Annotated in this window: 15 protein-coding genes and 1 pseudogene; 7 read left to right on the top strand and 9 right to left on the bottom strand. The window is 66.7% G+C overall.

The annotated features are described in order from the left end of the window. Positions 1-34 precede the first annotated feature (34 nt). On the bottom strand, positions 35-2,308 hold the full coding sequence (locus ACUCV0_RS00715; protein ID WP_482211775.1) for an ATP-dependent DNA helicase: 2,274 nt from the start codon (positions 2,306-2,308) through the stop codon (positions 35-37). Then, complete coding sequence (locus ACUCV0_RS00710) at positions 2,305-3,966, bottom strand: VRR-NUC domain-containing protein (protein WP_482211774.1); 1,662 nt, start codon at positions 3,964-3,966, stop codon at positions 2,305-2,307. The genes ACUCV0_RS00715 and ACUCV0_RS00710 overlap by 4 nt, the downstream gene beginning before the upstream one ends. Positions 3,967-4,151: 185 nt before the next feature. Between ACUCV0_RS00710 and ACUCV0_RS00705 the strand changes: the two genes are divergently transcribed. Next, complete coding sequence (locus ACUCV0_RS00705) at positions 4,152-5,429, top strand: glucarate dehydratase family protein (RefSeq protein ID WP_482211773.1); 1,278 nt, start codon at positions 4,152-4,154, stop codon at positions 5,427-5,429. A gap of 147 nt (positions 5,430-5,576) precedes the next feature. Continuing rightward, entirely contained in the window at positions 5,577-7,856 is a 2,280-nt protein-coding gene (bglX, locus tag ACUCV0_RS00700; RefSeq protein WP_482211772.1) for a beta-glucosidase BglX, read from the top strand. Between the two features lie 185 nt (positions 7,857-8,041). On the opposite strand, the gene ACUCV0_RS00695 is transcribed toward bglX, so the two are convergent. Continuing rightward, complete coding sequence (locus ACUCV0_RS00695; RefSeq protein WP_482211771.1) at positions 8,042-9,376, bottom strand: MFS transporter; 1,335 nt, start codon at positions 9,374-9,376, stop codon at positions 8,042-8,044. 265 nt (positions 9,377-9,641) lie between these two features. Between ACUCV0_RS00695 and ACUCV0_RS00690 the strand changes: the two genes are divergently transcribed. Further along, positions 9,642-10,580, top strand: coding sequence for a LysR family transcriptional regulator (locus tag ACUCV0_RS00690; RefSeq protein ID WP_059313941.1), 939 nt, complete (start codon positions 9,642-9,644; stop codon positions 10,578-10,580). Between the two features lie 19 nt (positions 10,581-10,599). Here the strand turns inward: ACUCV0_RS00690 and dld are convergent, their stop codons facing one another. The 3 genes from dld to ACUCV0_RS00675 form a co-directional block, all read right to left on the bottom strand. Further along, positions 10,600-12,408, bottom strand: coding sequence for a D-lactate dehydrogenase (gene dld / locus ACUCV0_RS00685; protein WP_482211770.1), 1,809 nt, complete (start codon positions 12,406-12,408; stop codon positions 10,600-10,602). A 42-nt stretch (positions 12,409-12,450) separates the two neighbouring features. Next, entirely contained in the window at positions 12,451-13,791 is a 1,341-nt protein-coding gene (locus ACUCV0_RS00680) for an MFS transporter (RefSeq protein WP_482211769.1), read from the bottom strand. Between the two features lie 161 nt (positions 13,792-13,952). Next, a complete protein-coding gene (locus tag ACUCV0_RS00675) occupies positions 13,953-15,089 on the bottom strand; it encodes an iron-containing alcohol dehydrogenase (protein WP_482211768.1) in 1,137 nt (378 codons plus the stop codon). Between the two features lie 190 nt (positions 15,090-15,279). On the opposite strand from ACUCV0_RS00675, the gene ACUCV0_RS00670 reads away from it, so the two are divergent. From ACUCV0_RS00670 to ACUCV0_RS00660, 3 genes and pseudogenes are all read left to right on the top strand, one after another. Then, positions 15,280-16,032 carry a carbon-nitrogen hydrolase family protein gene (locus tag ACUCV0_RS00670; protein ID WP_482211767.1) on the top strand — a complete coding sequence of 251 codons (753 nt, stop codon included), beginning with the start codon at positions 15,280-15,282 and terminating at the stop codon, positions 16,030-16,032. A 184-nt stretch (positions 16,033-16,216) separates the two neighbouring features. Beyond that, positions 16,217-17,356 (top strand): annotated as a pseudogene (locus ACUCV0_RS00665) (cache domain-containing protein); the annotation flags it as partial. Positions 17,357-17,509: 153 nt separating this feature from the next. Further along, positions 17,510-18,217: a methyl-accepting chemotaxis protein gene (locus ACUCV0_RS00660; RefSeq protein ID WP_420480506.1), complete on the top strand. Its 708-nt coding sequence runs from the start codon at positions 17,510-17,512 to the stop codon at positions 18,215-18,217. A 70-nt stretch (positions 18,218-18,287) separates the two neighbouring features. Here ACUCV0_RS00660 and ACUCV0_RS00655 read toward each other — a convergent pair whose 3' ends face one another. From ACUCV0_RS00655 to ACUCV0_RS00645, 3 genes are all read right to left on the bottom strand, one after another. Then, positions 18,288-20,261 carry a BCCT family transporter gene (locus ACUCV0_RS00655; RefSeq protein ID WP_482211766.1) on the bottom strand — a complete coding sequence of 658 codons (1,974 nt, stop codon included), beginning with the start codon at positions 20,259-20,261 and terminating at the stop codon, positions 18,288-18,290. Between the two features lie 120 nt (positions 20,262-20,381). After that, on the bottom strand, positions 20,382-21,239 hold the full coding sequence (locus ACUCV0_RS00650) for an AraC family ligand binding domain-containing protein (protein WP_482211765.1): 858 nt from the start codon (positions 21,237-21,239) through the stop codon (positions 20,382-20,384). Positions 21,240-21,256: 17 nt separating this feature from the next. Then, on the bottom strand, positions 21,257-21,856 hold the full coding sequence (locus tag ACUCV0_RS00645) for a LysE family translocator (protein WP_059313934.1): 600 nt from the start codon (positions 21,854-21,856) through the stop codon (positions 21,257-21,259). 150 nt (positions 21,857-22,006) lie between these two features. Here ACUCV0_RS00645 and ACUCV0_RS00640 point away from each other — a divergent pair, with 150 nt between their 5' ends. Next, positions 22,007-23,041 carry a LacI family DNA-binding transcriptional regulator gene (locus tag ACUCV0_RS00640; protein ID WP_482211764.1) on the top strand — a complete coding sequence of 345 codons (1,035 nt, stop codon included), beginning with the start codon at positions 22,007-22,009 and terminating at the stop codon, positions 23,039-23,041. The last annotated feature ends 60 nt before the right edge of the window (positions 23,042-23,101 follow it).

Here is a 23,101-nt window from a genome sequence, read left to right as displayed (position 1 = left end):
TAGGTTGGGTTGAGCGCAGCGAAGCCCAACAGCCTCAGGCCGGCAGGGGCTCCAACAGGGGCACCGCCCCCTCCTCCACCTGCCACCAACTCGGCAGCAGCGCCCTGACCTCGGGCTGGGTGAATCGGTCGTCGATGAGGTAGAGGCAGCCGCGGTCCTGCACGGTACGGATCACCCGGCCGGCGGCCTGGATGACCTTTTGCAGGCCCGGATAGAGATAGGCGTAGCGATAGCCATCGCCGAAACGCCGCTGCAGGCGCTGGCGCAGCTGTTCGTTGACCGGATTGAGCTGGGGCAGGCCCAGGGTGGCGACGAAAGCGCCGATCAGGCGGTCGCCGGGCAGGTCGATGCCCTCGCCGAAACTGCCGCCCAGAACGGCGAAACCGATACCACGGCCATCGGCCTGGAATCGGTCGAGAAAGGCCTGGCGCGCGGCTTCGTCCATGCCGCGCGATTGGCGCCACTGGGGGACGTCAGGTGCCAATTCGGCCAGGGCTTCGGCCACCTGGTCGAGGTAGTCGAAGCTGCTGAAGAAGGCCAGGTAGTTGCCCGGTCGCTGGCGATAGCGACCGGCGATCAGGGCGGCGATGGGTGCGCGGGAGGCGGCGCGATCGGCGTAGCGGGTGGAGAGGCGTACCAGGCGCACCTCTAGTTGTTCGGCGGCGAAGGGCGAAGCGACATCGACCCAGGCACTGCCAACCGGGATCCCGAGCAGGTCGCGGTGAAAATGCTGGGGAATCAGGGTGGCGGAGAACAGGGTACAGCTGTGCGCCGCCGCCAGCCGCGGACCGACGAAGGGCGCCGGCACCAGGTTGCGCAGATTGAGTTGCGACTGCGCCTTGCCGCGGCCCTTGAGCAGGGTGACGTCGAACAGCGAGTGATCACCAAAGGTCTCGCCCAGGCGCATGAACTGCAGCAGGTCGAAGAACAGCGTCTGCAACTCCGGCGCCGGGGGCTGGCCGGATTCGCCGAAATGCTCGGTGAGCAGACCCACCACCCGTTGCAGGGCGGTGAGGAAGGCGGCGGGCAATTCCGGCTGCACCTGATAGTCGACCTGCTGCTCCTTGTGCAGGCGATTCCACTCGCGATTGAGCGCCTGCAGCCCCTTGGCGATGACCGGCGGCGCTACGCTCTTGCCGGCGGCCAAACGGCGCTGGTCGAGGCTGGCGCTGTACATTCCGCGAGCGCGGTCGAGCAGGTTGTGGGCCTCGTCCACCAACACCCCGACCCGCCACTCCTGGGTCTGGGCCAGGGCATGGAGCATGGCGCTGCCGTCGAAATAGTAGTTGTAGTCGCCCACCACCACGTCGCTCCAGCGCGCCAGTTCCTGGGCCAGGTAGTAGGGGCAGACCTCATGGGCCAGGGCGGTCTCCCGCACCCGCGCGCGGGTCAGTTGCATGGGTTCGGCCAGGGCGGCGGCGCGGGCGGCCGGCAACCGGTCGTAGAAGCCTCGTGCCAGCGGACAGGACTCGCCATGGCAGGCCAGCTCCGGGTGCTCGCAAGCCTTGTCCCGCGCCACCAGTTCCAGCACCCGCACCGGTGCGGCCAGGGACTCCAGGCCATGCAGGGCCAGGGCGCGGCCGGGGGTCTTGGCGGCGAGAAAGAACAACCGATCCAGGTTCTGCCGCGGCATGGCCTTGAGCAGCGGGAACAGGGTGCCCACCGTCTTGCCGATGCCGGTGGGCGCCTGGGCCAGCAGGCAGCAGCCGACGCTGGCGGCCTTGTAGACGGCTTCCGCCAGCGGCCGCTGGCCGTGGCGGAAGTCGGCATGGGGAAAGGCCAGGGTCGCCAGCGCCTCATCCCGCGCGGCGCGATGGGCCAGCTCCTGGCGCGCCCAGGCGAGAAAGCGCGAGCACTGCAAGGCGAAGTGCTCAGCCAGATCGGCCGCCGTCCAGGCTTCGGTGAAGACGGTCTCGGCGCCACTGCCGATGTCGAAATAGACCAGCGCCAGGGTCAGCCCGGATAACTCACGACTCTGGCAAAGCAGATGGCCATAGACCTTGGCCTGGGCCCAATGCAGGTGACGATGGTTGCCGGGCTGGCGGTCCAGGCTGCCCCTGTGGGTCTTGATCTCTTCCAGGCGATTGGCAGCGGCGTCGAAGCCATCGGCGCGACCGCGCACCTGCAGGTCCTCGAAGTCGCCCTGCAGGCTGACCTCGCGCTCATAGCCGGGACCGCGCCGCGCCGCCACCCGCTGGTGGCCTTCGATACCTTCCAGGGCGGTGGGCGACGGGGTGAACCTGAGATCCAGGTCGCCGGCCTTGGCGGTGAATTCGCAGAGGGCGCGAACGGCGATGCGATAGCTCATGCGGAGGTCGCGGCCACCTGCCACTGCACGTGGCAGACGCTGACCGGGATGTCGTGGGCGGCGAAGAAGTCCAGCCAGCGGCGCTGGTTGTCCTGCAGACGGTCGCCCGGGCCCTTGACCTCGATCATCCGGTAGCGGCCTTCCGCCGGCCAGAACTGGATCAGGTCGGGCAAGCCGGTGCGGTTGTTTTCCGGATCCTCCAGCAGTCGCTCGAAGCACAGCCGCAGGTGACGCGCCGGCAGGCAGGCCAGGGCCTGGTCGAGCAAGTCGCTGCCGAGGATGCCCCAGGCGACGAAGGGCGAGGCCAAGCCGCGCTTGGCGGCGAAACGCTCGCGGATCACCGCCGCGTAGGAGCCATCGTCCAGCCGCGCCAGGCAGGCGGCGAAGGCCTCGGCGCGGCGTTCGCGGAAGCCCGGCAGACGCAGGTCGGCCGGCTCGCGCTGATAGGGGTGGAAGAAGGCGCCGGGGATGGCCAGGAAGATGGCGTCCCAGCACAGCAGGCCGAAGAGGCTGGTAAGCAGGGTGTTTTCCACATAATGCACCGGTGCCTCGTCACGGCCCAGGTGCTCGCGCACCAGCCACTCGACCCGGCGCAGGCCGTCGTTGACCAATTCGAAATCGAGGCGCTCCACCGGGCTGGCGGGGCGGCGTTTGTTGGGCGGGCCACCCTGCTTGCGCACCAGCCGCGGCAGGATACGCGCCACCTGCTGGCGCTCGGCGTCATGGGCCGGTGCGGCGGCGATGGCTTCCGCCAGCGCCTGGGCGGCGGGCCAGTCCTCCAGCCGTTCGAGCATACGCAGGGCGCGAATACGCGACTCGGGATGCGCCGAGGCGGCATAGAGCGCCTGCGCCTGGGCCAGTTCGCCGAGGCGCTCGTGGTGCTGGGCCAGTTCGTGGAGCAGCTTGCCGCGGCGCAATTCCAGCCAGGTGTTGGCAAAGCGCTCGGCGGGCAGCAGTGGCAGCAGCTCGGCGGCCGGCAGACCATCGCGCAGGGCCTGGCGACAGCGCTGGATGTGCAGATAGGCATCCACCTCGTGCCGCTGCCCGAAGGCGCGGGATTCGGCACTGAAGGCCACCGTCTCGTACTGGAAGATGCCCAGGTCGGCCAGCACGAAATCGGTCCAGTCCTGGTGCAGATTGCCAAAGAACAGCAGGCGCAGGCGGTCGCAGAGGTCCATCAGCGTCAGGCGCCAGACGCCCTCTTCCACCAGCTCCGGCACCGTGCCGGCCCAGCCGCTGAAGGCCAGGGGCGTGGCCTGTTCGGCCTCCAGCCGCGCCAGCCAGTCTTCCTTGCGGCCAGCCCTGGGCAGGCGGGCGCCGAAACAGCCGAGCAGTTCTTCCTTGCGCAGCAGGGCGAAGAGTTCGATCAGGTGCAATTCGGGATCGGAAAGCAGCCAGCCAAGGTCCACCAGCGGCAAGGCGGCGGCACGCGGGCAGCCGATCTCGCTGTACACCAGCTTGCTGGCACGGAACACCTCGCCCTTGCGCATCACCAGGCGCACCAGCAATGCCCGCGAGGGCTGGGGCAAGTCGGCGAAGGCCGCGATGAAACCCTGCTCGTGGTCGTCGAGCAGATCGGGATAGCGCAGGGCAACCCAGTCCAGTACCCGCTGGAAGTTGTGCAGATAGTAGAGGGGATCTTCGAGCGGAGCGTTCATGACGACACGGGCAATAGGCGAGCGGCTGGCTATTTATCCAGCCCCGACCGGAGCGGGCAACCCTGAAGCGATGCGCGGTCGTTCGCCCGGGCGGTCGTGCGATTTCCGGGTTGAAGAACCCGACCAGTAGTCATACGATGACTGACAAAGACCGCCGTCATAATTACAAGTCCAGGAGTCTGAGCGTGAAGATCAAACGCATCAAAGTCACCCCCATCGCCTTTCGCGATGCGCCGCTGCTCAATGCCAGCGGCATCCACGAACCCTATGCGCTGAGATCCATCATCGAGGTGGAAGGCGACAACGGCCACATCGGCCTCGGCGAAAGCTACGGCGACGCCCCGGTGCTGGCAGTGCTCAAGGCCATGGAAAGCAGCCTGGTCGGCCTTTCCGCCTGGGACCTCAATGGCCTGCGCGCGCGGGTGGTGGAGACCGTCGCCAGTCTAGCCGGCGGCGTGGTGGCCGGTGCGGAGCTGGCGCCCGGCTCCCATCCGAGCAAGCAGGTGGCCAATGCCTATTCCGCCTTCGAGGTGGCCTTCCTCGATCTGCAGGCACGCTCCCTGGGCATTCCGCTGGTGGAGCTGCTCGGTGGCGCGGTGCGCCGCGAAGTCCCCTTCAGCGCCTACCTGTTCCTCAAGTACGCCGAGCACATCGACGCCCCCTACCCGCCCGATCGCTGGGGCGAGGCCATCAGCCCCGAGCAGGTGGTGGCCCAGGCCGCGCGGATGATCGAGGAGAACGGCTTCCAGAGCATCAAGCTCAAGGCCGGCACCCTGCTTGGCCCGGATCACGAAGCGGCCTGCATCAAGGCGCTGCGCCAGGCCTTTCCCGAGGCACCGCTGCGCATCGACCCCAACGGCAACTGGTCGCTGGAAACGTCGCTGCGCATCGCCGAGGTCCTGGCGGGCGACCTCCAGTACTACGAGGACCCGACCCCCGGCCTCGACGGCATGGCCGAACTGCATCGGCGCACCGGCATTCCCCTGGCCACCAACATGGTGGTCACCGACTTCGACGAATTCCGCCGCAGCGTGGCCCAGAACAGTGTGCAGATCGTCTTGGCCGACCATCACTACTGGGGTGGCCTCCGAGACACCCAGATCCTCGCGCGGATGTGCGACACCTTCGGCCTGGGCGTCTCCATGCACTCCAACTCGCACCTGGGCATCAGCCTCATGGCCATGACCCATGTGGCCGCCGCCGTGCCCAATCTCGCCTATGCCTGCGACACCCACTACCCGTGGCAGGAAGAGGACGAGGAAGTCATCCAGGGCGGCAAGCTGCCGATCCGCAACGGCTGCGTGGCGATCACCGACGCCCCCGGCCTGGGTGTGGAGCTGGATCAGGAGCAACTGGCCAAGCTGCATGAGCAGTTCCTCGCCATCGACATCCGCAGCCGCGACGACGTGCGCCAGATGCGCAAGTACCAGCCGGACTGGGAGACGCGCAAGCCGCGCTTCTGACGCCTCCAGCAGCCCACCCGAGCCCGGACGACCGGCCCCGCGCCGGCCGTCGACGGCTCCGCCTCCCGCTCCTTCGCTGTGTACAATCGGCGGCGCACGACAGTGCCCAAGAACAACGAAAAAATACGCACAGGGAATCGGGGGAAGATGTTGAACGCACCACGCCTCACCGCACTCATGCTCGGCCTGGGACTGGCCATCGGTGCCACTCTCGCCTCGGCGCAAGACGCCGATCCGGCGCGCGCCTACGTCGACGCCCTGCTGGCGAAGATGACCCTGGAGGAAAAGATCGGCCAGCTCAATCTGGTGAGCGTCGGACCGGACTATCCCAAGGAAGCCATCATGGCGGACATCCGCGCCGGCAAGGTGGGCGCCATGTTCAACACCGTGACCCGCCCCGACATCCGCCAGATGCAGGACCAGGTCGTGCACAGCCGGCTGAAGATCCCGCTGTTCTATGCCTATGACGTCATCCACGGCATGCGCACCATCTTCCCCATCAATCTGGGCCTGGCCAGCACCTGGAATCTCGACGCCATCGCCACCAGCGCGCACATTTCCGCCATCGAGGCGGCCGCCGACGGCCTCGACCTGACCTTCTCCCCCACCGTCGACGTCACCCGCGAACCGCGCTGGGGCCGTGCCTCGGAAACCTTCGGCGAAGACACCTGGCTGACCTCGCGCATCGGCGCCACCCTGGTGCACGCCTACCAGGGCAACGACCTGCGCGCGCCCGACAGCCTGATGGCCAGCATCAAGCACTTCGGCGGCTATGGCGCAGTGGAAGCCGGGCGTGACTACAGCAACGTCGACATGAGTCCGCAGCGGCTCATGCAGGACTACCTGCCGCCCTATCGCGCCGCCGCCGAGGCCGGAGCCGGCGCGGTGATGGTGGCCCTGAACAGCATCAACGGCGTTCCAGCCACGGCCAATCGCTGGCTGCTGCAGGACCTCTTGCGCAAGGACTGGAACTACAAGGGCCTGGTGATCAGCGACCACGGCGCCATCAACGAGCTGGTCTTGCACGGCGTGGCCAAGGACACCCGCGACGCCGCCGAGCAGGCGCTCAAGGCCGGTGTCGAGCTGAACATGCACGACGACGTCTATGGCAAGCAGCTGCCCGCACTGCTGGCGGCCGGCAAGGTGACCCAGGCCGAGATCGACCAGGCCGTGCGCGACATGCTGCTGACCAAGTATCGCCTGGGCCTGTTCGACGATCCCTATCGTCGTCTGCAGGGCCAGGACCCGGTCGACACCAACGCCGAATCGCGCCTGCACCGCGCCGAGGCGCGCCAGGTGGCCCGCGAGAGCCTGGTGCTGCTGAAGAACGAGAAGGCCGTCCTGCCGCTGCGCAAGGGCGCCACCCTGGCCGTGGTCGGTCCGCTGGCCGACAGCCCGCGCGACGTCATGGGCAACTGGTCCGCCGCTGGCGTGGCCGCCCAGGCGGTCTCCATCCGCCGTGGGCTGGAAAACGCCGTGGCCGGCCAGGGCAAGGTGCTCTATGCCAAGGGCGCCAACCTGCTGGACGACCGCGATGTGCTGGCCTACCTCAACTCCTATGAACCCGCGGTCGCGGTGGACCCGCGCAGCGCCAGCGAATTGATCGCCGAAGCCGTGGCCACCGCGCGCCAGGCCGACGTGGTGGTGGCCGTGGTCGGCGAGTCGCAGGGCATGGCCCACGAGGCCTCCAGCCGCGCCCGCATCAGCGTGCCCGACACCCAGCGCGAGCTGATCAAGGCGCTCAAGGCCACCGGCAAGCCGCTGGTGCTGGTGCTGATGAATGGCCGCCCGCTAGCCCTGGAATGGGAACAGGAGCAGGCCAATGCGCTGCTGGAAGCCTGGTTCCCCGGCACCGAGGGCGGCAACGCCGTGGCCGATGTGCTGTTCGGCGACCACAACCCGTCCGGCAAGCTGACCATGACCTTTCCCCGCGAAGTGGGCCAGGTGCCGCTGTACTACAACCACCTGAGCAGCGGCCGGCCCTTCGACGCGGCCAAGCCGAACAAGTACACCTCGCGCTACTTCGACATCGTCAACGGCCCGCTCTACCCCTTCGGCTATGGCCTGAGCTACACCACCTTCGACGTCTCGGCGCCGCAGCTGTCCAGCGCCACCCTGAAAAAGGGCGACACCCTGACTGCCAAGGTCACGGTCAAGAACACCGGCACCCGCGCCGGCGCCACCGTCGTGCAGCTCTACCTGCACGACGTGACCGCCTCCCTGGCGCGACCGGTCAAGGAGCTCAAAGGCTTCCAGAAGGTGATGCTGCAACCAGGCGAAAGCCGCGAGCTGGACTTCCCCCTCACCGAGGCGGACCTGCGCTTCTACAACAACGACCTCAAGCTGGTCTCGGAACCGGGCGAATTCAAGGTGATGGTCGGCCTGGATTCGGAGCGGGTGCGCGAGGGAAGTTTCACGTTGTTGTAAGCACCGCTTTGCCCCCTCTCCCCTTGGGAGAGTGCTGGGGTGAGGGAAACGATACACGCCCTGGTTACGGCCTGTTGGGCTGAGACGGCCCCATCGCCGAAGCCCAACAGGGGCTTGCTGGGGTTGCGAGGTCCTGGGCTTCGCTTACGCTCAGCCCAACCTGCCTGGTTCTGGATAGGCGCCAGCTAATCGTCGAGCACCTCGCCACTGCGGTCGCGTGCCTGGGAGACGGCATAGATGGACACCAGGGCGCAGACCATCATGAAAACCACCACCGGTATATAGCTGCCGCCGAAATAGGCGATCAGTGCGGTGGCGATCAGCGGCATGGGGCCGCCCACCAGGGCTGCGCCGATCTGGTAGCCCAAGGACATGCCGGTGTAGCGGATGGTTGCTGGAAAGGCCTCGGCCAGCAGCGTTCCGATCATGGCCCCGTAGCTGGCCCAGATCACGCCGAAGCCCACCCCGATGCCCAGCGCCGCCAGCCACAGCGACCCCTGGCTGATCAGCCAGAAGTAGGGAAAGACCCACAGCAGGAAGGCCAGGCAGCCCAGCAGGAATACCTTGCGCCGCCCGATGCGGTCCGACAGGTGACCGAAGTAGAGCATGCAGGGAAAGGCCAGCAGTGCGCAGACCAGGATGATGTTGAGGATCTCCGCGCGGGCGAAGCCGTGGCTGATCAGGTAGGACAGCGAAAAGGTGGCGTAGAGGAAGAAGGTCGAGGTTTCGATGACCTTGGCCCCGATGGCGATGAGCACCACGCGCCAGTGGTCCTGCAGGGTTTCCTGCAAGGGGATGCGCGTGTGCGTGCGATTGGCCACCATCTTCTTGAACGAAGGCGTTTCGTCCACGGCGTTGCGAATCCACATCCCAAGCAGCACCAGCACGATGGAGCCCACGAAAGGCACCCGCCAGCCCCAGGCCTCGAAGCTGGATTCGGAGAGATTGACGCTCAGCACGGCGGTGACGATATTGCCCAGGGCCAACCCGAGCACTGCGCCGGTCTGGGGCACGGCGCCAAAGAAGCCGCGGCGCTGCCGTGGCGAATACTCCACCGCCAGCAGCACGCCACCGCCCCACTCCCCGCCCAGGGCCAGCCCCTGCAGCAACCGTAGCAGGGTCAGCAGGATCGGCGCCCAGATCCCGATCTGCGCATAGTTCGGCAACAACCCCATGAGCACCGTGGAAGCGCCCATCAGCGACAGGGTGATGGCCAGGGTCTTCTTGCGGCCGATACGGTCGCCGATATGGGAGAACAGGATGCCGCCGAGGGGGCGAACCAGAAAGGCCAGGGCGAAGGCGGCCAGGGCCAGCAACTGACTGACCAAAGGGTCGCCGCTGGGAAAGAACTGCTTGGCGAAGATGATGGACGCCATGGTGCCGTAGAGAAAGTAGTCGTACCACTCGATGGTACTGCCGACGGCGCTGCCCAGTAGGGCGCGCCGGCGCTCGTGGGCGGGAACCAGGAATTCCTGAGAAGGGGCAGCCGCGGCTGCGGGATCTAGCGTGGCATGGGTCATGGCGTCACCTGTTTATTATTGTTCGAAGACGGGCTGCAGCCACCGTCCGAAAAGGCGGTGGTTCATTCGATCAGGGCGGCAGTGTCGTGACGAAAGGAGTGACGGAAGGAACGGCGGCGAGACGGTCAGCGTCCAGGCAGCGAGGTAGATCACGACGGATCATAGGCCCTCCATTTATTATGTTTTGTTATAGGCAGGCCGAGTCTAGCGTGGAGCTAAAGCCCTCGGAATTGACAATAAGCAACAGCGGTATAACTTTCAGGCAATGAAGAATCTCGCCAGTCTCAACTCCATCATGTCCCGCCTGCACGCCAAGCAGCTGCGCCTGCTCATCGCCCTGGCGGAAAAGGGCTCGCTGCTCAATGCGGCGGACGGCCTGGGGCTCACGCAGCCGGGCGCCAGCAAGGCGCTCAAGGAGCTGGAATCCACGCTGGGGGTGGAGTTGTTCCTGCGCACCAACCGCGGCCTGCTGCCGACGCCGGCCGGCACCTGCGCGATTCGCTTCGCCCGGCTGATCCAGGCCGACCTGGACAACCTGCGCCATGAGCTGCACGCCATCGCCAGTGGCTCGGGCGGCAAGTTGGCCATCGGCACCATCATGGGCGCCGTCCCCCTGCTCACCCATGCCATTTCCCGGCTGCTGGAGCTGCAGCCGCGGCTGTCGATCGAGGTGGTGGAGGACACCAGCGAGAGTCTGCTCGGCCTGGTCGATCAGGGGCGGCTGGATGCCGCCATCTGCCGGCTATCGGTGAGCGACAAGCCCGCTGCCTACGACGCCCTGGTCATCAAGGACGAGTCCCTCGCGGTCATCGCCCATGCCTCCCATCCGGCGGCTCAGCGCGAGCGAGTCGAGCTGCAGGATCTGTCGGACAGTCGCTGGGTGGTCTACCGGGCCAACATGCCCATGCGCCGCACCTTGGAGCACGAGTTCTTCGAAGCCCAGCTGCCGTTTCCGCTGCACCTGATCGAGACCACCTCGGCGCTGACCACCCTGTCGCTGCTGAGCCGCAATCCTCGGCTGGTGGCCCTGGTCTCGGTCGAGGTGGCGGACTATGTCTGCCAGCATGGCCTGGTCAGTCGCCTGCCGCTGCAGCTGAGGTCCCACAGCGAGCCCTATGAGCTGGTCTCGCGGCGCAGCGCCCAGCAGAATCCGGCGTTCGAGCTGCTCGTGGAGTCGCTCTACGCGATCCAGCAGGAGACCTGAGCACGCTCGGAGACAGCGGTCAGGGCGTGTCGCTCGTCTCCGCAGGCTCCGCTCTGGCAACGGCAGCGGCCGCGGCGATGGCCTCACCAGCATGCTCGGCGCAACAGTCGTCCTGCCAACGATAGCGGCGCGTCAGGCGACCGATGCCGGGATTGAAGGCATTGGTCGGATCGAGCTGGCGATAGTGCCGCTCCAGTTCGGGCGCCGCCTCGTAGAGGTGGCCGACATTGTGCTCGGCCGGATAGCGGGCGCCGCGGGCATCCAGCAGGTCCAGCAGGCGCCGCTTGAGCGCCGCGCAGTCGCGCCCCTTCTTCACCAGGTACTCCTGGTGCAGCACGTGGCAGAAGAAGTGCCCGCAGTACATGGTCACCTCGATCTGTTCCGCCAGCTCTGGCGGCAGGGTCTCGAACCAGTCCTGGGTGTTGCGCGGCAGGGCGATGTCCAGGGCGAGGATGTCTTCCACGGTATCCCGGTGCACCGCCCGGTAGCGATTCATGGCGTTGCCGACCGCGAAGCGATTGAGGAAGGCGGCGTTGCCCTCCTCCACGCTGCACTCGATGAAATCCGCGTCCGCGCTGGGCAGCCAGGCCTGCAGATAGGCACGCGCCTCGTCGATGCCCTCTTCGCCCATCTTCAGCAGCAGATGATGCTCGAAGCGCTCGGCGAACGCATTGAGCCGCGCCGGCAGATGCTCGGGTAGCGGCGCGGCGAGGCGTTGCAGCAGGCGATCACCAACCTGGGCGCCCAGGCCCAGGCGTTCGCTCAGGGCATCGAAGCGGGTCTTCCAGGCAAAGGCCTGGGGCACCCGCTGCGCACCGCAACGCTGGATGAAGAGAAACAGATCCTTGCCGTAGGTGCGACTCAGCTCATAGGCCGTGCGGTGCATGTACTCGCCGGCGATTGGCAGAGAGGTGAAATTGACCAGGATGTGCCGGCGAATGGCTTCGAGATCGGCGGCTCGGTTGGAGCCGATGTAGAACACCCGGGTGTTGCGATCAGCGACAAAGGTATCCAGGCGCAGGGCGAACACGGCGAGCTTGCCCGCCGAGCCCGACGCCTCGTACAGCCGCCGCGGGTCGGCGTTGTAGCGGGCCGGCGTAGCGGATGTCACGTCGCGAACGTGGCGGGCGTACTCGCGATCGGAGGCCATGGCCCCGGGCGGGTCCTGTACGGCGCTGTCGTCGAAACGCCCCTCGTCGAGCCGGCTCAGGATCTCCTCGGGGGTGTCGCCCAATTTCAGGCCTAGATGATTGACCAGTTGCAGCTGCCCGGCTTCGTCGATGCGGGCGAACAGCGACAGCTGGGTGAAGGCCGGGCCGCGGCGGATCAGCGAGCCGCCGGAGTTGTTGCAGACGCCACCGGTGATGGAGGCGCCAATGCAAGTCGAGCCGATCACCGAATGCGGCTCGCGCCCCAGGGGTTTCAGGGTCGTTTCCAACTGGCTCAGGGTCACGCCCGGCTGGGACACCACCTGCTCGCCCTGGCGCAGCAGGGCCAGGCGGGTCAGGCGCAGGGTGTTGATCAGCACCACCGGGCGGTCGTAGCCCTCGGCCACGGGGGTGGAGCCCCCGGTCAGGCCCGTGTTGGCCGCCTGGCAGATGATGATGGTCCCGGCTTGGTGACAACGCTGTAGCACCCGCCACATCTGCAGCAGGCTACCGGGCTGCACCACGGCGAGTACCGCCCCGCCGCCATAGCGGATCCCCAGGCGGAAGCGGCGGGTCGCGGCGTCCCCCTGCAGGACGTGGCGACGCCCGACGATGGCTTGCAACTCACTGACCAGATCCATGACGCCCTCTTCGCTGGCAAAGGAAACGGGAGCGAGCAAAGGCCGCTCCCGCTCGGAAACGCGCGGGTAGCGCCGGCGCGATTACTCGGCCAGCATCCCGGCATTCGATGGCACGGGCCGCCGGGTCACCCACAGCATCAGCGCCGCACACACCAGCAGGCAACCCCCAAGCAGCATCAGGCCGACCTGCGCCGAGCCGAACAGGGTCGTCAGCAGGCCCAGCAGATAGGGCCCGGCGAAGCCGCCGAGATTGCCGAAGGAGTTGATGAGGGCAATGCCGGCTGCGGCGGCAGCGCCCTGCAGGAAGGCTCCGGGCAGTCCCCAGAACAGTGCGATGGCGCTCAGGCTGCCACCTACCGCGAAGGCGACGCCCAGGATCAGCAGCAGCTGCTGGGGGAAGGCCGCGCAGAGGATCAGGCCGATGCCAGCCAGCACCGACATCAGGGCGCCATAGGCACGCTGGTTACCCGTGCGCTGGGCCTGGCGGGTCACCCAGACCATGGTCACCGCGCCGAATACATAGGGGATGGCGGTGATGAGGCCGATATCAAGGACCGAGGCCACCCCGGCGTTCTTGATGATGGTCGGCACCCAGAAATTGATGCCGTAGTTGCCGAGCATCAATAGCACGTAGATGGCGGTTAGCAGCCAGATGATAGGCAGGGCAAAGAGCCGCTTGAAGGGCACGCTGACCTTCTCCGAGGCATCCACGGCGAGGCGCCGGGTCAGCTCAGCCTTTTCCTGCACGTTCAGCCACTTGGCATCTTGGATGCCGTTGTCCAGCAGGCAGAGCACCACCACCCCGATCACCACGGCCGGTATGGCCTCGATGACGAACATCCACTGCCAGCCGGCCAGCAGGCCGCTGCCGCCCATGTAGTGCATGATGGCGCCGCTGAGCGGACCTCCAAAGATGAAGGACACCGGATTGCCGAGGATGACGATGGCCATCATGCGGCTGTGCAGCGCCGAGGGAAACCAGTAGGTCAGGTAGAGGATGACCCCGGGAAAGAAGCCGGCCTCGCAGACGCCAAGCAGAAAACGCAGGCCATAGAAGGTCATCTCGTGGCTGATGCCCAGCAGCTGGGCGATGGGGCCGGTGAAGGCCATCAGCGACGAGACCAGGCCCCAGGTGATCATGATGCGCGCGATCCACAGCTTGGCGCCGACCCGATGCAGCATCAGGTTGCTGGGAACCTCGAAGATGAAGTAACCGATGAAGAAGATGCCGGCGCCCAGGCCATAGGCCGCATCGGACATGCCGAGATCGCTGAGCATGGCGAGCTTGGCGAAGCCGACGTTGACCCGGTCGAGATAGGCGATGATGTAGCCGAGCAGCAGCAGGGGTAGCACCCGCCAGGCGACCTTGCGATAGAGCGGATCGAACTGCACCGTGGGTACGGCGGTATCAGGATTGGCCATGAGGTTTCGCGTCCTTTAGTTGTTGTGATTGCCGCGAGGGTCTTGCATAGCGGTCGTCTGTCATCCGCATCCTGTTGCCGCCCCGAACGGATTCGAGGACAGGCGGCAGGCCTGCGGACGACACGGCAGCGGAAAGGCTTTCCGCTACGGATGTCCAGGCCTCAGAACGAGGCCTGGATCAGCTGGGCGTAATCATCCGCCGTGGCTTCCCGGGGATTGGTCTTGTGGCTGTGATCGGCCAGGGCGCCAGTGACGATGCGCGGGATGAGCGCCTTATCGACGCCCATCTGCGCCAGGCCCGTCGGCAGGCGCAGGGCCTCGGCCTTGTGCGCCAGCGCCTGTTCCACCGACAGCTGCACGGGCAGCTGCATGGCCTGGGCGAGCCGTTCGAGTTTTTCCTCGCGGACCACCGACTCCGCCCCCCGGTTGAAAGCGACCACCGCCGGCAGCAGCACCGCGTTGAGGGTGCCATGGTGCAGGCGCGGATCGATGCCCCCCAGCGAATGGCTCAGGCTGTGCACGCAGCCCAGCCCCTTCTGAAAGGCCAGGGCGCCCTGCAGCGAGGCGCTGAGCATCTGGGTGCGGGCTTCCAGGTTGCTCGGCTCATTGAAGGCCAGCTCCAGATGGCGCCACGCACGGCGCAGGCCATCCAGCGCGATGCCCTCGGCCGGCGGATTGAAGCCGGGAGCGAGAAAGGTCTCGATGCAATGGGCCACCGCGTCCATGCCCGTGGCTGCCGTCAGGTGCGGCGGCAGGCTGAGCGTCAGCAGCGGATCGCAGATCGCCACGCGGGGGATGACATGGGGTGAAAGGATGCCGACCTTGCGGCCATCATCGAGAATGATGATGGCGCCTCGCCCTACTTCGCTGCCGGTGCCCGCCGTGGTCGGAATCGCCACGATAGGCACCGTCGCCGCAGTGATCCGCGCCAGCCCGCCTTCGATGACCGCGAAGTTTTTCAACGGCCCCGGATGGCGCGCGGACACGGCGATGGCCTTGGCCAGATCGATGGGCGAACCGCCGCCAACGGCGATGATGCCGTCGCACTCCGCTTCCAGAAAACAGGCCACCCCCTCGCGAGTAGCGGCTTCGGTGGGGTTGGCTGGGGTAGCGTCGAAGACCCGGTAGGCGGTTAGGGAATTCATGTCCAGCAGCTGCTCGATGAGACCGGCCGCTACCACGCCACGATCGGTGACGATCAGCGGTCGCTGGAAGCCCAGGCGCGCGCTGACTTCGGCCAGCTCCGCGGCACAGCCGGCGCCGAAGCGGATCTCCGTTACATAGTTGATTATCGCCATGACCCGTCCTGTTATTCTTGAAATTGATAGACGGCCCGACTATAGCGAGACCCTCCCGCTCTAAATACTGAGAGATGGCGATAGCGGTATAACCTGAAGGCAACCCGGAGCTGGCCGGGCGACGAGTACCTCCCACCCCGCTATCCTCTGTCGGCCCTTCCCGGCCACTTCGGCGTCCCCTGGAGTCTCGATGCCCAGCCCTACCCTCGCCGCCGCCCAATCCGCCTCGGTCCCCGGTGATCTCGCCGCCAATCTGCGCAATCACCTCGACTTCATCGCGGCAGCCGCCGAGACCGGGGTGACGTTGCTGCTGTTTCCCGAGTTGTCCCTGACGGGCTACGAGCCGACCCTGGCGGCGGCGCTAGCACTGGAGCCCGCCGATGTCCGTCTGCTGCCGCTGCGCGAAGCTTGTCGCGCAGCTGGGCTCACGGCCGTGGTCGGAGCGCCGGTCCAGGGTCCGACGGGGCTGCAGATCGGCGCCTTGATCCTGGGGGCGGACGGCAGCTGCCGCGTCCATACCAAGCAATACCTGCATCCGGGCGAAGCGCCGCCCTTCGTGCCGGGCAGCGGTGGCGAACTGCTGGAGCTACCAGGGTTGAAGGGCGCCCTGGCCATCTGCGCCGACAGCAACCAACCCGCCCACGCCGCTGCCGCCCGCGCCCGAGGCGCCGACCTCTACCTGGTCTCGGCGGTGATCGGGGCGACCGGCTATCCCGCCGACAGCGCCCAGTTGGCGGACCATGCCCGGCGCCTGGGCATGGCCGTGCTCATGGCCAATCATGGCGCTCCCACCGGTGGCTATGCCTGCGTGGGCCGCAGCGCCTTCTGGCAGGCCGACGGGCACTGCCTGGTGGCGGCCCCCGGGGACGGTCCCTGCCTCGTGGTGGTCCGCCGGCAAGGAGACGACTGGCAAGGTGAAAGCCTGCCGCTGTCGATCTGGTAGAACCATCGACCAAAAACCGGCCACAGGGTCACTTCACGACCTGTCACAGCGCGCGGTATCCCATTCACCCTGCGACTAAAGGTCACACATCAGACGCCGATAAGGCTCCGACATCCGCCTTTCGCACGACCGCATCGGATGCCTTTCGCAGCGTGAACGACGCTGTAACCGCAGGAGCGACATCATGGCCTTGAATACCGTTCGGACCCGCTACACCATGATCTTTCTAGGCTTCATCGGCGCCACCCTCGCTGCCACCGTCATCGGCATCCGTCTCTGGGTGACCCCGGACCTGGTCGCCGCCGGTGAGTCCACCGTGCTTACCCGGGTCAACGAGGTCGGCACCCGCATCTATCGCGAACTCAACCAGATCCAGGCACAACAGCGCGCCATCACCCAGGCCGTGCCGCTGCTGGACAGCGCCGCCATCGACCGGGTACTGCCCGGCCTGGTGGACCAGTATGGCGATACCAAGGTGTTCGGCGGCGGCATCTGGCCGCTGCCCAACCAGCGCGAGCAGGGCCGCGACAAGTTCAGCACCTTCTATCACCGCGATGCCAGCGGCAAACTGATCGTCAATACCCACTGGAACTCGCCCGAGGCGCTCAACTACTGGGAGCAGTCCTGGTTCCAGGCCGGCCTCAAGGGTCCCGCGGGCCAGTGCGTCTGGGCCGCCGCCTACAAGGACGCCGCCAGCGCCGAGCCGCGCACCAACTGCGCCATGGCCATCCAGCGCGACGGCAAGGCCTTTGGCGTGTCGACCGTCGACCTGACCCTGGGCTTTTTCAACCCGCTGGTGGAGCAGCTGCGCAAGGATCTCGACGACACCGACATGATGATCGTCGAGGCCGATGGCAAGATCCTCAGCAACCTCAGCGAACTCGGGGATTCGCAGATCCTGAACAACGTCTCGGCCTATGCCGCGCGCTCGCCCTTCGTCGCGGCGATCCAGCAGAATCTCGGCAAGCTCAAGGGCGAGGCCGTGGTGCGTGACACCTATGTCGACGAGCACGGCACGCCCCACACCTTCTTCCTGCGTCCCCTGGCCGGCACGCCCTGGCTGCTGGCCACGGCGCTGCCCACCTCGCTTATCGCGGCGACCAACACCGGCATCCTCAAGACCCTGGCGGCGATCCAGCTGCCGCTGGTCCTGCTGCTGGTGGGCATCATGGTGCTGGCGCTCGGCAAGCTGATGGGGCGCCTGGGTCTGCTGCAACGCAACATCGAATCCCTGTCCGCCGGTGATGCCGACCTGACCCGACGCATTCCGGTGCACGGCCACGATGAAGTGGATGCGGTGGCGGGCGCGGTCAACGGCTTCATCGGTTATCTGCAGCGGCTGATCGGCGAGGTGGGCGACGCCACCGACCGCATCGACACCGGCCTCAAGCAGCTCCATGGCCAGGCCCAGCAGAACGGTGCCATCCTCGCCCGGCATGCCAGCGAAACCGACCAGGCGGTGACCGCCATCACCGAGATGAGCGCCACCTCCGACTCCGTGGCGCGTAGCGCCAGCGACACCGCCACCCTCACCCAGGCTGCCAATGGCCAGGCCGAGCGTTCCCGTGCGGTGGTCCAGCAGGCCTCGGCCAGCGTCCTGGCCCTGGTGGATCAGGTGGAAGACGCCACCCTCAAGGTGCAGGCCATGCAGGGCGATGCCCAGCGCATCAATGACGTGCTCGGCGTGATCGGCGAGATCGCCGGCCAGACCAACCTGCTGGCGCTCAACGCGGCCATCGAGGCGGCCCGTGCCGGCGAGCAGGGTCGTGGCTTCGCGGTGGTGGCCGATGAGGTCCGTGCCCTGGCCGGTCGTACCCAGCAGAGCACCGCCGAGATCAACGAGATGCTCGGCCGACTGCAGCAGGGGGTGAGCTCCGCGGTAGCGGCCATGGAAGTGACCAAGACCAGCTGCCAGAGTACCGCCGAGAAGACCCGCGAGGTCACCTCTGGCCTGGACGAGATGAACGGTTCGGTGGTGCGCATCAGCGACCTGTCGACCCAGATCGCCGCGGCGGCCGAAGAGCAGAGCGTGGTGGCCGGCGAGATCAACCAGAACATGGTCGCCGTGCGCCACATGGTCGACGACCTGGTCACCAGCGGTCAGCGCACCGCCGAGAGCACCGCGGCGGTGCAATCGTCCAACGAGCAGTTGATCGCCGTGGTCCGGCGTTTCCGGGTGAAATAAAAAAAGACCGCTGCCAGTTCGGCAGCGGTCCTTGGTATCAGCGGACCGGGCGCAAGGCCCGGTCCTCGTTTCAGCCCACCAGATGCAGGAAGTGCATGTGGCGTTCGTACTGGTCGAGGATGTCGCCGATGACGTCCTCGCGCGACCAGCCCATGACGTCATGGTCCTGGCCACCCTCGCGCAGATAGACCTGGGCGCGGAAGTACTTGCGCTCCTCCCCCGGCTCGCTGCCCATGACGAAACTAGGCATCGCGTAGGCATGGGGTCTTACCTGGTAGACGAACTCCGGCTGATCGGCCGGGCCAACGCTCAGGCGCACGCCGCCGTCATCACGATCCTCGACGCTGCAGATATAGCCCTGCTTGCGCCATTCCTCGGCCACGGCCAGGCATGCCGGCTTGGCGACCTCGGTGATAAAGCGCACTACGTGGCTACGACGTGGGAACATGGCCAGACCGCGCAGTCGGCGCTGCCAGCCACCGGGAGACCTCATGGTCGGCGGCGAGATACCCAGCGCCTGGTGGCGCAGACCGCGCTTGGTGGCGTCCAGCTTGAGGGCCTTGAGCAACCCATGCATGCTGAACAGCAGGGCGATGGTGAACGGCAGCGCACTGGCGATGGTGGCGGTCTGCAAGGCTTTCAGGCCGTCAGCCAAAAGCAGTGCAATGGCCACCAGGCCCATGCTGGCGCCCCAGAAAACCCGCTGCCAGACCGGTGTCTGGTCCTGCCCGCCCGAGGCCAGCATGTCCACCACCATGGCGCCCGAATCGGCCGAGGTGACGAAGAACACCACCACCATGACGATGGCCACCATGGAAATCACGCTGGCGAAGGGAAAGTGCTCGAGAAAGGCGAACAGCGCCAGAGAGCTGTCCTGGGACACCGCGGCGGCCAGATCGGTGATCCCCTCGGTGAGGATCATGTGGATCGCCGTGTTGCCGAACACGGTCATCCACAGCAGGGTGAAACCCGCCGGCACCAGCAGCACGCCAGAGACGAACTCGCGGATGGTCCGCCCGCGCGAGATGCGGGCGATGAACAGGCCGACGAAGGGCGACCAGGCCAGCCACCAGCCCCAGTAGAACAGCGTCCAACCGCCGATCCAGTCGGTGGGTCGATAGGCGTTGAGGTTGAGGGTGCGGCTGACGATCTCGCTGAGATAGCCGCCGGTGTTCTCTACGAAGGTTTGCAGGATCAGCACGGTCGGGCCGAGGATAATCACGGTGAGCATCAGCAGCACCGCCAGGCCCAGATTGAGCTCCGACAGACGCCGTACGCCCTTGTCCAGGCCCGAGACCACCGACAGGGTGGCCAGCGCCGTGGTGATCACGATCAGACCGATCTGCACCGGGGTGGACACCGGTACGCCGAACAGCACGTTCAGGCCGGTGTTGATCTGTGACACGCCAAAGCCCAGGGAGGTGGCGACCCCCAGCACCGTACCGATGATCGCGAAGATATCCACCGCGTGGCCGATAGGGCCGTAGATACGCTCGCCGATCAGCGGATAGAGCGCCGATCTCAGGGTCAGCGGCAAGCCGTGGCGGTAGCTGAAGTAGGCCAGGATCAAGGCGACGATGGCGTAGATCGACCAGGCGTGCAGCCCCCAATGGAAGAAGGTGATGCGCATGGCCTGGCGCGCGGCGTCCACCGTCTGGCCATCGGCATAGGGCGGGTTGAGAAAGTGCATCACCGGTTCGGCGACGCCAAAGAACATCAGGCCGATGCCCATGCCGGCGGAAAACAGCATGGCGAACCAGGTGGTGTTGGCGTAGTCCGGTTCGCTGTGGTCCGGACCGAGCTTGATGTCGCCATAGCGACTCATGCCGAGAAACACCACGGTGCCGAGGATGATGGCCACGGCGAGGATATAGAACCAGCTCAGGTTGGTGATGATCCAGCCCTGGATGGCAGCGAACAGCCATTGGGCATTGGCCTGGAACAGACTGGCGTAGAGCACCAGTATCAGTAGTAGCAGAGTCGAGGTCCAGAAGACCGGAGGACTGAAGGTGGGACGGGCGGCAGATTCTCCCTGGCCGGTCATAAAGGGGCTCCTGTTTATGAAGTGCGCACAGGTTGACTGCCTTCAGCGGTAATCGTTTCGCCGGCGACGCTTCTGGAACCGTACACGCCGCGGTACGGGATGGCCGCGATCGTTATGGCGCTAAGGGTACGCCGTACCATCCGCCGCAGACACGCCGGGGCGTTCGGCCAGTCCACGGAACCAGCGTCCCGGCGCGATCCCGAAGGCCTGACGGAAATGTTTGGTCATATGACTCTGGTCGCAGAAACCCGCCGCCACCGCCGCCTCGGCTAGCCCCTTCCCCAGGCGCACCTGCAGGCGCACCCGGTCCAGACGACGCAGGGTCAGGTAGCGGTGCGGACTGGTGCCGAAGTAGGCGCGAAAATCGCGGGTCAGACTCCAGCGATCACGTCCGGCACACCGCGCCAGGTCATCGAGGGTGACGGCCTGGTCGAGATGGTCCTCCAGGTATTCGCGGGCACGCAGCGCGGCAACGAAGTCGACCCGGCCACGACTGGGCCAGGCCTGGCAGACCTCCGCCAGGGTAGCGACCAGGCCATAAAGGGCATCGTCGCGCCCCAGGGCATCGGGGTGCTCGTCGAGGGCGGCGAATACCGCATCGGTAGCCCGCGCCAGGCGCGGATCCAGGGAAACGCCCTCGCGATGGAAGGGCAAGGGCCGCCCGCCGAGGATGTCCTGCACCAGGGCCGGCGGCACATAGAGCATCCGATAGCGAAAGCCGCAGGCGGCACCGGCGCGGCCGTCGTGGACCTCGTCCGGGTGAAAGACCATGGTCTCGCCCGGCAGGCTGCTGGCCTTGGCGCCGCGATAGGAAAAACTCTGCACCCCGGCCAGGGTGCGACCGATGGCGTAGGTCGCATGGCGATGGGGATTGAAGGCGTGGCCGCTGAAAAAGGCTTCGATGGATTCCAGCTCATCGAAGGCCGGAGCGTGGCGTACCCAGTCCGTGGCACCGGGTAGTTCGATCTGGGTACTCATGGCGACTCCTCCGGCGCTCAGCCTAGCAGACCGCGCCACGCATCATGGAACAGCAGCAGGGCGCAGCCGACCAGGCTCAGCCCCAGCAGCAGGTTCACCCCGCGCAAGCCGCGTCCTTGCACCAGGTAGCGCCCGAGCAGCGCCCCGAGCAAGGCATAGCTCGCCGGGGCGCCACCCGCCGACAGGGCCAGGGGCAGCGACCAGAGGACGATCTTGCCTCCCGTCACCTGAGCCGCCGGAAACATCACCGTGGCGATGGGCAGCACCGCCAGCCAGCCCTTGGGATTGAGTCCCTGGATCAGCAGGCCGCTAGCGAAGGTCAGCCGCGTTGCCCCGCCCTCTTCGTCCGCCGTTGGTGGTGCGGCCCGGGCGATGCGATAGCCGAGGTACAGGCAGTAGCCGCCGCCCAGCAGCGCCAACCAGGGCAGCAAGGCGCCCGAGACCAGGGCCGCACCGGCGTAACCCAGCGTCAGGAACAGGATCAGCATGGCGCAGCCCACCCCGGCATAGAAACCCAGGGCCCGCCGGGCCTGGCCCTGCAGGCCGGCGTTGAGGCCCAAGGCGTTGACCGGACCGGGGCTGTACATGACGCTCAGGGCGTAGAGGATGATTTCCAAGGGGCACCTGCCAGAGACCGAAAGGGATGCCCAGGCTAGCCAGTGCCCCAGGTCCCTGGCTTGTACGTTCGTGGCTGTCCGCTGCTTCACCTTGAGGGTCATCATACAACCCGGCAGAATCGAGGCTCCCATCCGTAGCGGAGGTCTCCCTTGTCCAGCGATCGCAGCGCCCCGCCCTGGCGTGGTCGCGCCGACAGCAAGCCACCGACCCTCAAGGACGTCGCACGCCTGGCCGGGGTCTCGCCGATCACTGTCTCCCGTACCCTCAACCAACCGGAAATCGTCCGTCCGGTGCTACGCGAAAAGGTCTTCCGCGCGGTGCGCGAGAGCGGCTACCAGCCGGCCATGCTGACTACCAGGGCGATGCCCCAGGACAGCCGGCTGATCGCCGTGCTGGTGCCCACCATCGTCAATTCCATCTTTGCCGACACCGTGCAGGCACTCATGCAGACCTTGACCGAGGCCGGCCACCAGACCCTGCTGGGCCTGACCGACTATTCCGCCGAACGCGAGGAGCAGTTGCTGGACACGCTGCTGCGCCGCCGTCCCGATGCCATGGTACTGACCGGCACCCTGCACACGGCAGCCAGCCGCCTGCGTCTTTCCCAGGCCGGCATCCCGCTGGTGGAATGCTGGGACCAAGGCGAGCGGCCGCTGGACATGCTGGTGGGTTTCTCCCATGCGGCGGTGGGCTGCGCCATCGCCGCACAACTGCTGGAGCGCGGCTATCGCCGCTTCGCCAGCCTGACCCTGGATGATCCCCGGGGACGCCTGCGCCGCGATGCCTTCCGTGCCGAACTGGCCCGCCAGGGCCTAGGTACGCCGCCCGAGGTCAGCCTGCCGCCACCGGCCACGCCGGTGCTGGGGCGCGAGGGCCTGGCTCGCCTGCTGGATGCCGGCGAACACCCGGAGGTGGTGGTCTGCAGTTCCGACACCCTGGCCCATGGCGTGCTAGCCGAGGCCCATGCCCGCAACCTGCGGGTCCCAGAGGACCTGGCCGTGATGGGCTTCGGCAACCTGGCCAGCGCCGCCCACCTGATCCCGGCGTTGAGTACCGTGGACGTGCGCGGCGCCACGATGGGTACCTGCGCCGCCGCGGCCCTGCTCGCCCGCCTGGCTGGCACAGAAGCACCGCTGCGGCTGGATACCGGCTTCGAACTGGTGCTGCGTCAGAGCACGCGCTGACGCTTGAATGATTGCGTAATCAGCTTAGCGTCCATGACTCCTGTCTCGCCAAGAGTCCCT

It is taken from the genome of Pseudomonas sp. VMV1 (assembly GCF_056790235.1).
This window is presented reverse-complemented; position numbering and strand designations above follow the sequence as displayed.